9 protein-coding genes, 1 pseudogene and 1 riboswitch are annotated in these 13,133 nt (G+C 37.5%); of the genes and pseudogenes, 4 read left to right on the top strand and 6 right to left on the bottom strand.

Going from position 1 to position 13,133, the window contains the following annotated elements:
- Positions 1-48 precede the first annotated feature (48 nt).
- The gene (locus CWR48_RS12535; protein WP_115773566.1) at positions 49-1,395 is read right to left on the bottom strand and encodes an MFS transporter; all 1,347 of its coding nucleotides are present in this window, start codon (positions 1,393-1,395) and stop codon (positions 49-51) included.
- 383 nt (positions 1,396-1,778) lie between these two features.
- Positions 1,779-1,886, top strand: a riboswitch (SAM riboswitch).
- 153 nt (positions 1,887-2,039) lie between these two features.
- Between CWR48_RS12535 and CWR48_RS12530 the strand changes: the two are divergent.
- A pseudogene (locus CWR48_RS12530) lies at positions 2,040-3,164 on the top strand (methionine biosynthesis PLP-dependent protein).
- Positions 3,161-4,369, top strand: coding sequence for a cystathionine beta-lyase (gene metC / locus CWR48_RS12525; RefSeq protein ID WP_115773565.1), 1,209 nt, complete (start codon positions 3,161-3,163; stop codon positions 4,367-4,369). Before CWR48_RS12530 ends, metC begins: the two are co-directional and overlap by 4 nt.
- A gap of 165 nt (positions 4,370-4,534) precedes the next feature.
- On the opposite strand, the gene CWR48_RS12520 is transcribed toward metC, so the two are convergent.
- Both CWR48_RS12520 and dacB read right to left on the bottom strand, forming a co-directional pair.
- Positions 4,535-5,350 carry a ZIP family metal transporter gene (locus CWR48_RS12520; protein WP_115773564.1) on the bottom strand — a complete coding sequence of 272 codons (816 nt, stop codon included), beginning with the start codon at positions 5,348-5,350 and terminating at the stop codon, positions 4,535-4,537.
- 289 nt (positions 5,351-5,639) lie between these two features.
- On the bottom strand, positions 5,640-7,001 hold the full coding sequence (dacB, locus tag CWR48_RS12515; protein WP_115773563.1) for a D-alanyl-D-alanine carboxypeptidase/D-alanyl-D-alanine endopeptidase: 1,362 nt from the start codon (positions 6,999-7,001) through the stop codon (positions 5,640-5,642).
- Between the two features lie 208 nt (positions 7,002-7,209).
- Here dacB and CWR48_RS12510 point away from each other — a divergent pair, with 208 nt between their 5' ends.
- On the top strand, positions 7,210-7,311 hold the full coding sequence (locus tag CWR48_RS12510; RefSeq protein WP_115773562.1) for a YjcZ family sporulation protein: 102 nt from the start codon (positions 7,210-7,212) through the stop codon (positions 7,309-7,311).
- Between the two features lie 259 nt (positions 7,312-7,570).
- On the opposite strand, the gene CWR48_RS12505 is transcribed toward CWR48_RS12510, so the two are convergent.
- Both CWR48_RS12505 and CWR48_RS12500 read right to left on the bottom strand, forming a co-directional pair.
- On the bottom strand, positions 7,571-8,923 hold the full coding sequence (locus tag CWR48_RS12505; RefSeq protein ID WP_115773561.1) for a gluconate:H+ symporter: 1,353 nt from the start codon (positions 8,921-8,923) through the stop codon (positions 7,571-7,573).
- Between the two features lie 272 nt (positions 8,924-9,195).
- Positions 9,196-10,215, bottom strand: coding sequence for a zinc-binding alcohol dehydrogenase family protein (locus tag CWR48_RS12500; protein WP_115773560.1), 1,020 nt, complete (start codon positions 10,213-10,215; stop codon positions 9,196-9,198).
- Positions 10,216-10,577: 362 nt separating this feature from the next.
- Here CWR48_RS12500 and CWR48_RS12495 point away from each other — a divergent pair, with 362 nt between their 5' ends.
- A complete protein-coding gene (locus tag CWR48_RS12495) occupies positions 10,578-11,243 on the top strand; it encodes a GntR family transcriptional regulator (RefSeq protein WP_115773559.1) in 666 nt (221 codons plus the stop codon).
- 597 nt (positions 11,244-11,840) lie between these two features.
- Here CWR48_RS12495 and CWR48_RS12490 read toward each other — a convergent pair.
- Complete coding sequence (locus CWR48_RS12490) at positions 11,841-13,064, bottom strand: multidrug effflux MFS transporter (RefSeq protein WP_115773558.1); 1,224 nt, start codon at positions 13,062-13,064, stop codon at positions 11,841-11,843.
- Positions 13,065-13,133: the final 69 nt, after the last annotated feature.

Here is a 13,133-nt window from a genome sequence, read left to right as displayed (position 1 = left end):
AGGTTAATTAGAATTATATTTAGAGTTCAAGAAACAATAAATGAACATTTAAGCTGTCCTCTGCTCCTCTGGTTGTATCACTTGATCAAAACTAGCATATTTTTCTTGAACAATGATAAAAGCGATTGCTCCCAGAAGGCTAGGAATCGCAAATGCCATAAATGCATGCTGTGGTGTTAAATTCGTCGTAAGCAATAGGGCAATGGCCACTGGAGCCAATATTCCTCCAATTCTTCCAACTCCAACTGCTATACTTAGTCCTGTTGCTCGAATTTCTCTAGGATAAAATTCCGAAATGTATGGATTGACTAAATTCTGTGTGCCTACTGTACATGCACCGGTTAAAGCAATCAGTAGATATAATAATAGCGAATTGGAGGTCAAACTTAGGAAAATAAAACTAAGGGCCCCAATGAAGAACATGGATATTAATACTCTGCGATGTCCGATTCGTCCGACTAAGATACCTCCAAAAATAGATCCGGTAATTTGGCCAACAGATAGAACAAGATTAAAGGATAAGCTAGAAGCGATTCCATGTCCGGATTCTAACATGATTTTTGGAAGCCATGTTGTTAATCCAGTAATCACTAACATCGAACATCCGACTGCAACCCAGAAAGCGAGTGTACTAAGAATCCTCTTTTCCGAGAATACTTTCTTTATTGGATATTCCTTCGTGCTTTCTTTAAAACGCTCATATTCAAAATTGTCTGTTGCTTGATAATTACCATCAGGGTCAACTTTATTAAGAATACTTGCTATTTTATCTCCCTGTTTCCGTAGTAGATGATAGGAAACGGATTCCGGAAACTGTTTCAGGAAAAATGGCAAGGTTAGAAATGGGAGAATGCTAAGCCAATATAAAAATCTCCAGCCAAGACTTTCCATCAGGTACATCCCTATTAAAGAAGCACAAATTGCACCGATAGAATACCCGCAATACATAATCGCAACCGTTAATGCCCGTTTTTTCTTGGGCGAGTACTCAGCCATCACAGCTACAAGAATTGGCATTACTCCACCAAGTCCGAGAGCGGCAACAATGCGCAAAGTCAGGAAAATATCAGCATTTGGTGCAAAGCCAGATAAAAATGTAAACACACTGAATAAAAATAAACAAATAGCGATAGCCTTTTTCCTGCCGATGATATCAGATAAAGAACCAAACAAAAACGTGCCAGCCATTGTTCCAATAACAGAATAGCTGCTAATTGCTCCTGCTTCTACAATGGTAATATTATAATCCTCCATCATTAGTGGCAATCCGATGCCATATAAGGCAACATCAAAGCCGTCAAAGGCGATGGCATAAAAACACCAAAGAAATACGAGTAAGTGAAACTTGTTAAATTTACTATTTGCCAAAACTTGTGATGTTTGAATAGTTCGCATAATAGGTTTTCCATTCCTTTCCAGGTAGTTATAAATTTTATTTGTGGTTAAGAAAGTATTACCGTAAAAAGTAATTAAATAGAATCCTACCATGAGATGAATGTTATAAGGTAATTCATAAAATGTATCACCCGATATAGTTAAAAGCTATAACCAATAAAAGAACTCTAATGACAGGTTCACTTGCCAGAACAATTGCTTCGTTCCATTCACAATCATATAGAGCAAATCCTTTCACTTTGTAGAAAGTGAAGAAACAAGTATTACCTACTTTTTTTAGCATAATGATGGGGTTAATTTTTTCCAATTATTTACTTGCATTCTCATATAGATTCCTGTAATATAATTAATAATTAATTATACAGAAAATTTAATATTTTAATTTCTTATCCAGAGAGACGGAGGGACTGGCCCTAAGATGTCTCAGCAACCAACCATGAATGGTTACGGTGCTAATTCCAGTAGGTAGAGTATTGCCTAGAAGATAAGAAGAATGGCACAAAAAGAACATGGACCTTCTTCTTATTGATGAAGGTCCATGTTCTTTTTGTGAGAAAATATTAGTTCTCCGCATCTAAATGAATAACCCTATACCCTATTCATCACGGCATATTCCTAGCCTAAATTTTCTTAGGAGGAAAAAAATGACAACGAGCAAACAAATCGAAACCAAATTAGCACAATTGGGAAATAAGAGTGATCCAACAACCGGTGCAATCAACCCGCCGATTTATTTATCTACAGCATATCAGCATCAAGGACTGGGACAATCGACTGGCTATGACTATTCCCGAACAAAGAATCCGACACGGTCTATTCTCGAAGATGGAGTTGCAGATTTAGAAGCAGTAGATGCCGGTTTTGACTGTAGCTCAGGGATGGCTGCGATTCAATTGGTGCTGTCCCTTTTCAAATCAGGTGATCAATTACTTGTACCTGAAGATATTTATGGTGGAACGTTTCGATTACTCGATTACTATGCAAACACTAATGATATAAAAACAAACTATGCACCATTTGATCATGTTGAATCAACGGAACAATTCATTACCGCACAAACAAAGGCAATTTATATCGAGACACCAACAAATCCATTAATGCAGGAAATTGATATTAAACAATACGCAAATTTAGCTCATAAACATGATGTATTGCTAATAGTCGATAATACTTTTCTAACTCCATATCTTCAGCAACCACTGACATTGGGTGCGGATATCGTGCTGCATAGTGCATCTAAATATATCCGGGGTCACAATGACGTATTAGCTGGGTTAGTTGTTGCAAAGGGGGCTAATATTTGCGAGATACTTACTACCAATCATAATTCTGCTGGTGCAGTCCTGTCCCCATTCGATTCCTGGCTGCTGATTCGCGGATTAAAAACCCTTGCACTTCGAATGGATAAACATGAAGAAAACGCCAAGGAACTTGCAAGCTTTTAATCGGAGCAATACGCAGTATCGGAAGTATTCTATCCGAATAAAGGCGGAGTGTTATCCTTCCGTATGCAGGAAAGCGACTGGATTGATTCATTTTTATCAAACATGAAACTTATTGTTTTCGCAGAAAGCCTCGGTGGTGTGGAAAGCTTTATTACGTATCCAACAACACAAACACATGCAGATATACCACGAGAAGAAAGAATTCGGCGAGGAATCAGTGATGATCTACTCCGATTTTAAGTAGGGATTGAGCAAGTTGATGATTCGAAAGCAGATTTATTACAGGCATTTTCACAATTGCAGAAGGAGGATGAATATTCATGACTCAATCTATAAATCATCTTGAGACAAAATTAATTCATGCAGCGGGAAATGTTAAAGGAGACCCTGTAACAGGTGCGGTAAATACGCCAATCTATCTATCATCCACTTTTCATCAAAAAAGCTTTGATACATTTGGTGATTTTGATTACAGTAGATCAGGAAATCCAACAAAACAGATTGTCGAAGAAAAAATTGCCGAACTTGAAGGCGGTGCAAGGGGTCTTGCTTTCGCTTCAGGAATGGCTGCCATCTCTTCGGCATTTTTCTTACTATCTGCCGGTGACCATGTTGTTGTGACGAAAGACGTATATGGTGGAACCTATCGTTTTGTAACCGAGGTCCTGAATAAATATGCGATTGACTTTACATTTGTTGACATGACAGATTTGACTGAAACAGCACAGGCAATTCAATCGAATACGAAGGTAATATATATGGAAACACCGTCAAATCCTTGTTTGAATATTACTGACATATCTGCGTTAATCCGGATTGCCCATGCAAATAATTGTTTAGCTTTTGTTGATAATACATTTATGACCCCACTATATCAAAATCCAATTGCGCTAGGTGCAGACCTTGTGCTTCACAGCGCAACCAAATTTTTATCTGGTCATAGTGATATCATTGCCGGACTTGCAGTGACAAAGACTAAGGAGCTTGGCGAACAACTAGCCTTCATCCAAAATTCCTTTGGCTCCATTTTAGGTGCACAGGATGCCTACCAATTAATACAAGGAATCAAAACATTAGGAACGCGGATGAAACAGTCTACTAAATCCGCAGAAAAGATTGCGAACTATTTAGAGGAAAATCCTATAGTAGAAGCGGTCTATTATCCAGGGTTAGCTACACATCCTGGACATACGATTCATCGTTCCCAATCGACGGGTGATGGTGCTGTATTATCATTAAAGTTGCCAACAAAGGAAGCAACGAGAATATTTGTTGAAAATGTACGAATTCCAGTTTTTGCAGTTAGTCTTGGTGCTGTAGAATCAATTCTCTCCTACCCATCAACAATGTCACACGCTGCAATGCCAAAAGCAGAACGAGAAAAACGAGGGATTACAGATGGGTTACTAAGATTTTCAGTAGGACTTGAGTACGTTGATGATTTGATTGCTGATTTTGATCAAGCATTGACCACTGTAAAAAATTCCACGACAAATCAGGCGGAATTGCTTCATAATGCCTCTTTTTAAAAAATATGGAACAGGTTAAATTAAATATAAGTGTATGAGCAGGAAAATAGTTAAGAATTGTGAAGCGGGTGTCGAGCGAATTCCAGCAACCGTACCATTCCCAATTACTTATCCAAACTGAAACAGGCAGTCCCGTTAGTAATCACTATCGGGACTGCCTGTTAATTATCCAAGGGCAACATCTAATATCATCATGATTGTAAATCCAATCATTAAACTCATTGATGCTAGATCCTTATTTCCCTCTTCTTGAGAGCCTGGAATAACTTCCTCCGCAACAACAAATATCATTGCACCCGCCGCAAAGCTTAACGCATATGGCATAATCGGCTCCACTAATGTGACCGCAATAACACCGATTACTGCCGCAACCGGTTCAACCATTCCGGAAAATTGCCCATACAAAAAGCTCTTTCTTCTCGAATATCCATCTCTACGAAGTGGCATTGATACAGCCATTCCTTCTGGTAGATTTTGAATACCCATCCCGATTGCAAGTGCAATAGCGCCAGCGAATGAGGCCTGACTTGATCCACTTGCCACCGCACCGAATGCAACACCGACCGCTAAGCCTTCCGGGATATTATGCATAGTAATTGCCAGAACTAGCAATGTGCTTCGTTTTCTCTTTTTCGGTTGAAATCCTTCCGCTTCATTCATCGGTGCATTTGGATGTAAATGTGGAAGAATTTTATCAAGTCCCGATAGAAAAATCCCCCCAAGCATAAAACCGATTGCCGCGGGAAGCCATGCTGGAGTATTGCCACTAGCACCGATCTCAAGAGCAGGAGCTAATAGGGACCAGAAACTCGCTGCAATCATTACCCCACCAGCAAATCCTAGCATTGCATCCATGAATTTTTGATTCACTGTTTTCGTTGTAAATACAATTGCGGCACCGAGTGCAGTCATACCCCAAGTGAACAAACTTGCAATAATTGTCTGAGCAACTGGGCTAAGCTCTAGGAAATAATCTATCATATGAATGCACTCCTTTCTCTAAATTAAAGTGAAATTTTGCTGTACAATTTTTAACCCATCGTTCATTTGATACAGTTTTATCGCCCAATATTCGGAATAAATTCCAACAGTATGTAACTGCATTAATTTCTTTCCAATGGTAAACATTTTAACCCCGAGCAACAAAGAAAGTCAATGACGATTACCTTTTATAAAGAAACTTTACATAACGTCAATATTTATTAAGGAAAACTTGCCAGTAAAAGTAGTACGACAGAAGAAATCATTTGATTATCTTCCAATTTAACAATCAGCCAAAGCGGTCAATGATTTCGACAATCTCATCCTCGATTAATTTTCCATCCTCTTCGTTCAATAAATTATTTATCATTATAGAAAATATCAAGTCAGTCCCATTTTCTGTTTTCATATAACCCGAAAGCGTACTGACCCCTTCAATTGTGCCTGTTTTTGCTTTGACGGATTTACCCCGCATTCTTTCATGCAATGTTCCACCAATCATTCGCTCTTTTGCACCTGAAACAGGAAGCGCATCAAGAAACATATAATACCATGGCTTTTTCTGCACTTCAAATAATAGATGTGCAATCTCATTGGCCGGGATAAGATTACTATGGGAGATTCCAGATCCATCCTTAATTAAGATGGTTTCCATATTGATGCCAAATTTGACTAACTCCCGATTTATCACTGCTATCCCCTTTTCCCAGCTTCCTTCTCCATAAACTATTTTCCCCATTTCTTTAACCAATATTTCTGCATGTGCATTATTACTAAGCTTCATAAATGGAATTAGTAATTCGGATAATGGAATTGATTTACGAGAGAGGATTAACAAAGCATTTTCTGGGGCTTGTCCAAGTCTTAGTTCTCCATCACATACGACCCCTTCCTTTTCAAGTGCTTGTTTAAAAAGATCCAATGCGTACAATGATGGGGCTGGAACGGACATAAATTCCCTTTGGCTCTCTGATCCGAGCATAATATTTCCGAAGATACGAATTACGTTTGAACCGTAATCTCTTGTTATGATGAGCTCATCTTCAGAAGCTACTTCTACCGTCACTGCATTATTTTCAATCTTAACAATATCTGTTTTAGGAAAAATAGAATACACTGGTTTAGTACCAATCGTTTCTCCAGGTTTAACTTCTACAATAATTGAACTAGTATCATAATCATCGTTCGGTGATGCTGATAATGCAGATACTTGTGCACCATAATAATATTGTTCATCTGTCCAGACTAAATCAGGTGAAATCCGATTATCGTCATACCACGTGTCATCACCGAAAATATCTCCTTCAATTTTTTTTATTCCATTTTTAAGTAATTGTTTTGCAAGATTAGTAAATGCAGATGGTACTAATGTTGGGTCACCTTTTCCAATGAAGTATAAATTGCCCTTTAATGTTGCTCCATCAAGATAACCTATCATTTTTATCTCCGTTGAAAATGTATAATCCTCACCAAGAACAGCTAATGCCGCTGCACTGGTGAATAGCTTCATATTTGATGCTGGATGCAATCGAGTATCGCCTAAATGCTCATAATATTTTTCACCTGAAGATTGTGAATAAATACTAATACCAATTAACGCGCCACGTAATTTCACTTCGTTATTTATATAATTGTTAAGATGCTCTTTCATAGCCTACCTCCTTACAGATAGTTTTTAGTATCTGTTTAACTATTTCTATAATAAAACAGCAAATTCCTTCATTAAGAATTCCAGATAAGTTTATACAGCAATATCTCTTGCTTTTAATAAAAATAATATGAATATATGGTTTCCTTGCCCTTCCTAAGGTACATTTTCTTCATATACTGCTAAGGTAAACAGAAATGGGGGTGACAAAATGAGTGAACAATACGGAGGTCATGGTAACAGTGGATTTGCATTGATTGTTGTTCTATTTATCTTGTTAATTATTGTTGGAACTGCATTTGTTGGATATTAATTCATTTTAATGCCAGCACCATATCATCAGCTTATCTATATTTCCTCCTCGATCGGATAACGGATGATTAATATTCAGTACTTGGGATGCGTTTGCATCCTTTTTTTATTGCTAAGGAAATTATCAAATTTGGATGTTGTGGATAACTTAATTACCGAGAATATCCACGTCCTGTGCAAGTACCTTGTGCTGGAATAAGAAACTACCAAAAAATGACCCCATTTATCCCGAATGAAATGGAGGCCATTTTTTAAATACTTTAAACAAAAAAGCTTAAAATTAGCACAAACACAAGACCACATACAGAAATAAGTGTTTCCAATACAGTCCATGTCGAGAATGTTTCTTTCATCGTTAATCCAAAGGACTCTTTGACAATCCAGAATCCAGTGTCATTTACATGGGATGCAATAATACTTCCTGCACCCGTTGCAAGCACCATTAATTCTACGTTAACTCCTGTTCCAGCCATCATCGGGATGACCAGACCAGCTGTTGTTAACGCTGCAACAGTTGCAGACCCTTGCGCAAGTCTTAGTAATGCAGCAATCAACCACGCTAATATTAATGGCGAAATTGTACTACCTTCAAATATTTGCGCAACATAATCCCCAACACCACCATCAATTAACACTTGCTTCAGAGCACCCCCTGCACCCAGAATTAAAAGCATCATCCCAATAGCAGCAACCGCATTATCTGCTGATTGCATGATTTGTTTCATTGGAATTTTCCTTGCAACACCCATTGTATATAATGCAACTAGTACCGAAAGCAACATAACCGTTGTTGGTGCTCCAATCATTTCCACGATGTCGAAGAAAAGATTGTCCGATATGCCCATAGAATCTTGTATTAACGTTAAAATAGTAGAAGCACCCATCAAGATAACTGGGAATAATGCAGTAAATGCACTGATACCAAAGCTTGGTGTGTCTTCAAGTTTAAATTGTTTTGCTTTACCGATTGACGCCATACTTCCTGTTGGTTCTTTTTCGAAGGCTGACGGTACAAACTTTCTAGCAACTTTTGCGAATAACGGACCTGATATTATCAGAGTTGGAATTGCGATAATTAGCCCATAAACCAATACTACCCCAACGTTTGCACCATATTCCTGCGCGATAACAGTTGGTCCTGGATGTGGTGGCAGGAATGCATGTGTAACAGATAATGCGGTTGCCATCGGTAAACCTAACCATAGAAACTGGATCTTTAATTGTTTCGAAATTTGATAAATAATCGGAATCAATAATACGAGACCAACTTCAAAGAACAATGCAATCCCTAAAACGAACCCAACAACAACGACTGCCCACTGGATTCTTTTTTCACCGAATTTATCGATCAATGTCATGGCAATGCGCTGCGCTCCGCCAGCATCAGCAATTAGCTTACCAAGAATCGCACCGAGACCAAAGACTAGTGCAATCCCCCCGAGGGTACCTCCCATACCAGTTTCAATTGAACCAACAATTTCACCGATAGGCATACCTAAAGCTAAAGCAATAAGGAATGACACGACAACCAAAGAAATAAATGTATTAATATTAAAGTTCATTATCATGATTAGTAATACGACAACACCTAAAGCAACAATTAGTAATGGCATACTTTCTCTCTCCCCTTAGTAAACAATCAACTTACATTAGAAAACTTATTCTTTTAGTGGGTTTCTATCTTTCTTACCTACTAAAAACCACCCTTTAATAATAGCGGTTACAATTAGCCGCGAAATCGCTCTCAAAATAGGACGATAATACCCTAGTCTATCATCATACCTTCCCATTTCATCTAAGATACTAAATATATTTTTAATAGAAACCCCAGTACTGCCTTATTCGAGCTTCTATTAAAAATAATATTTCACTATTATTTTGCTAATTACTCAAATTCAATAACAGCTTTTCTTACTTTATCAGGATTTTTCTCAATAAATTCAAATGCTTCCTTCGCTTCACTTATATGGAAATGATGGGTTACAAGACCTGCATGGGTTAATTTTTTCGAATTAATTAATTCTACTACAGTTCCAAATTGATTTGTTTGGAGTCTTGAACCTGTAATGGTTAATTCTTTCTTCGTAATTGGCATAAGCGCAATAGATGATGGTGTTGCATTGAAACCTAATGTTACGACATTTCCTGCTGGTGATGCTACATCAACACTTAATTCAAAGGTTTGTGGCAAACCAACAGCATCAATGACAACATTGGCACCTTCATCATTCGTAATTTCATTAATTCTTTCCTTCACATCTACTTCAGAAGGATTAATAATATAGTCTGCACCGCTTTCTTTAGCAAATGCCAGTCTTTCGTTTGTTATATCAGAAATGATTACCGTCGCACCACGTAGCTTCGCCATCTTCAATACTGTAATTCCAATTGGTCCTGCACCTTGGATAAATACAGTTTGTCCCTCTTGAACATTACCTCTCCATGTTGCTTGGGCCCCGATGGTATATGGTTCTGCCATTACAGCTTCATCCCAATCAATCTCTGAATCTACTTTATGCACTTGTCTCTCTGGAAGAACTGCAAACTCTCTCATGCCACCATCTTCATGGACGCCAAACACGGAAACTTCCTTACATACATTCGGTCTTCCGCTTTTGCATGCATAACATTCACCACAGTAACTGATTGGTTCAACAACCACATGGTCCCCTACTGCCACTTTATTTACATTTGAACCGATTTCAATGATTTCACCTGTAACTTCATGACCAACAATTCTTGGATATGTAGCTAGTGGATTCGTACCATGATAAATATGCATATCTGAGCCACAGATACCTACTCGTTTTACTTTTATTTTAACATCGTTTGCGCGCTCTATCATTGGCTCTGCAACATCCAATGTTTCAATAATACTTGCCTCTGGAATTCTAATTGCTTTCATTTTCCTAATCCTCCCATATTTCCCCTTTATTCTGTAATCCCTTTCATCCATTAGTAAAGGTAAATTGAAAAATGATACCAATCTATTTTAGCTCTAAAACTTTTCAATTCATCTTCGTTTGATTACAACTTTCTGAACGGAATTACTTTATCAATATTTAACATGTAACATTTCACATGTTACAATAGAACCATACATTATTTATTAACCGCTGTCAAATACTTTAACACCTTCAATTACTAACTTAAATCAAGACTAGTTTTCTTTTTAACGAAAGCATTATATAATGATGGATATACATAGCTTGAAGAAAATATATCCACAATATATGATTGAATTCAATAACAAGGGGATTATAAATCATGTCTAAAATTGAAACTTCTCTCTTAGCGGACCAGGTATATAAAATCCTGCGAAGCAAAATAATTACTGTTGAATATAAGCCAGGCGATAAATTGGATATTCACAAATTAGCGGATGAATTCGGGGTAAGTCGCTCTCCTGTTAAGGATGCAATAAATCAACTTGTTTATGAAGGATTGATTGAAATTATCCCTCGTAAAGGTACCTATGTAACGGAATTAGATTTTTACGATTTTCTTGAGGTGCTGGACGCTCGATTAATGATTGAATTATGGGCTGCACATCAAATAATCCAGACTGTATCAATTGAAAAGATTGAAAAATGGGGACAGATTGTGAATAAAATGGATCTTTTACTTGAAAACACTTCCTTTAATTTTGAAAAATACAATAAATTAGATATGCAGTTCCATTCTAGTTTAATTGAGTGGACGGGTAACAAGAAAATACAGGAAATGTTTTCATCTCTAAATACACATGTATCTTTATCCCGTATCGTTCACTCGACATCTTTGGAGAGTACGATAAAACGGCATCGCGATCACTGGCTGCTATACGAAGCAATGAAATCCAGGGATTTCCCCACATTTTCTAATGCAATAACTGGGCATATTGGCAGTATAAAACAAGAAGCAAAATTACGATGGAATGAAGAGGAAAACTAGATTTTAAAGGTCGACTCCATTAAATGGAGTCGACCTTTATATATTGCTTATTCTAAATACAAAATTTCCAAGTATTGTTTACAATTCCAAGCCATCGATATTCTCTAATTCCTCCATTTCTACATCAGACTCATCTGAAGCAACCTCATCGAAAAACTGGATAGCATTTTTAAATAGACTTCCATCATCTTTCATTTCTTGTAATGCTTGGTTAACTTTTTCTCTTCTGTTGTATAAAAAACTGAAAAATTATAGTGACAGTTCTAAGTTCTACAATCAATAATACTAGATGTTAGCTTTCAAGACATAACCCAAGAAAAGGATAAAGTATAGAAAATGGAAATCTTACATTATTTCAAAGAAATGAGAGAGACTATTGAAAAAAGGAGGTAATTGCTGTGGCAAAAGGGAAAACAAAAACAAAAAACAAAAATAAAGAAGAGCTAAACGAGATGAAGAACAGTAATAAATTCAAAAGGAACCGTCCTCCTGGCAATTAATACGAAACAAATGAAATACCACTGGGGAAAATTTTATTCCCAGTGGTATGCTTGTTTTCGAAAGAAATTCAATTTTAACTTCCTGCAATATATTTCATTATAAAACTCTGTATTTCACCATTGTAAAATAAACTAACAATGCCATCATACTACAAACGATGATTACAATTCCCATTGGAAACGCAGAGTAATCTCCACCAAGTCCAACAAGCGGTGAGACAAGCGCACCACCACCAAATGGTAGGATACCTAGAAATGCAGAAGCACTTCCAGCTGCTTCCCCCTGCCTCTCCATGGCTAGTGAAAAACTCGCTGTTCCAACCATTCCTACACTTGAGACTAGAAAAAATAACGCAGGAATTAAGACCAATAATGGAAGCGTGAACAGTACTACAATAAGCAGTAGTATACTACCTATGACAGAGATAGTAATCCCTATTAATAAAAGGGTTACTTCATCCATTTTACTCGCTAATTTGCTCGTTAATTGGGCTGCAATAATAATCCCCACACCATTTGCTGCAAATATAAGCGAAAATTGCTGTGGCGTTACCCCGTAGATATTTTGTAAGACAAATGGTGATCCTGCTATGTACGCAAACATACTCATCGAAATAAAAGCTTGTGCAAGTGCTATCCCCATGAACACACGATCCTTCAATAGATCACGAAACGTTTTAAAAACTGCTAAAATGCTTGCCTCGGATCTCTTTTCGACTGGCAAGGTTTCCGGCAGTAAAAAGATTACCGATAGAAACATAATGAGTCCAATCACACTTAGTATAACGAATACCGCTGGCCATGATACCCAATTTAATACAGCACCACCGAATATCGGGGCGAGAATTGGTGCAGCACCATTTACAAGCGAGAGCAGTGCAATGAATTTTGTCAAATCTTTCCCATCGTACATATCCCGTGCAGACGCACGGGCAATCACAATCCCCGCTGCTCCAGAAACACCTTGGATAAAGCGTAAGCCAATAAACACCCAAATATTTGGTGTAAACGCACATAGGAGCGAGGCAACGGAATAAATTATCAATGTTGATACGAGTGGACGACGCCTTCCTTGAATATCACTTAATGGTCCAAAGATAAGTTGCCCAACAGCGAGTCCTAATAAACAAGCAGTTAAACTCAATTGTGCAAGCGATGCAGACGTTTGCAAGTCAACAGTTACAATTGGCAGTGCAGGCAAATACATATCCATTGATAATGGTCCAAAAGCAGTGAGCGATCCTAGCAGTAGTACAATCCAAATCTTACTGAATCGACTTGACTTCGGCTGACTTTCAAGTTTGTTTTCTCGTACATTCATGAATCGATTCTATCCTTTCAATAGGGAGGGAAAATTTAAAAAACTTTTATATTTTAAGTATAGCATTAT

It is taken from the genome of Oceanobacillus arenosus (genome assembly GCF_003369575.1).
Lineage (GTDB): Bacteria > Bacillota > Bacilli > Bacillales > Amphibacillaceae > Oceanobacillus > Oceanobacillus arenosus.
This window is presented reverse-complemented; position numbering and strand designations above follow the sequence as displayed.

Coding starts and splice junctions, on each gene's coding strand:
- CWR48_RS12510 (WP_115773562.1), top strand. CDS start 7,210: ATGAGTGAACAATACGGAGGTCATGGTAACAGTGGATTTGCATTGATT.
- CWR48_RS12505 (WP_115773561.1), bottom strand. CDS start 8,923: ATGCCATTACTAATTGTTGCTTTAGGTGTTGTCGTATTACTAATCATG.
- CWR48_RS12520 (WP_115773564.1), bottom strand. CDS start 5,350: ATGATAGATTATTTCCTAGAGCTTAGCCCAGTTGCTCAGACAATTATT.
- CWR48_RS12500 (WP_115773560.1), bottom strand. CDS start 10,215: ATGAAAGCAATTAGAATTCCAGAGGCAAGTATTATTGAAACATTGGAT.
- metC (WP_115773565.1), top strand. CDS start 3,161: ATGACTCAATCTATAAATCATCTTGAGACAAAATTAATTCATGCAGCG.
- dacB (WP_115773563.1), bottom strand. CDS start 7,001: ATGAAAGAGCATCTTAACAATTATATAAATAACGAAGTGAAATTACGT.
- CWR48_RS12495 (WP_115773559.1), top strand. CDS start 10,578: ATGTCTAAAATTGAAACTTCTCTCTTAGCGGACCAGGTATATAAAATC.
- CWR48_RS12535 (WP_115773566.1), bottom strand. CDS start 1,395: ATGCGAACTATTCAAACATCACAAGTTTTGGCAAATAGTAAATTTAAC.
- CWR48_RS12490 (WP_115773558.1), bottom strand. CDS start 13,064: ATGAATGTACGAGAAAACAAACTTGAAAGTCAGCCGAAGTCAAGTCGA.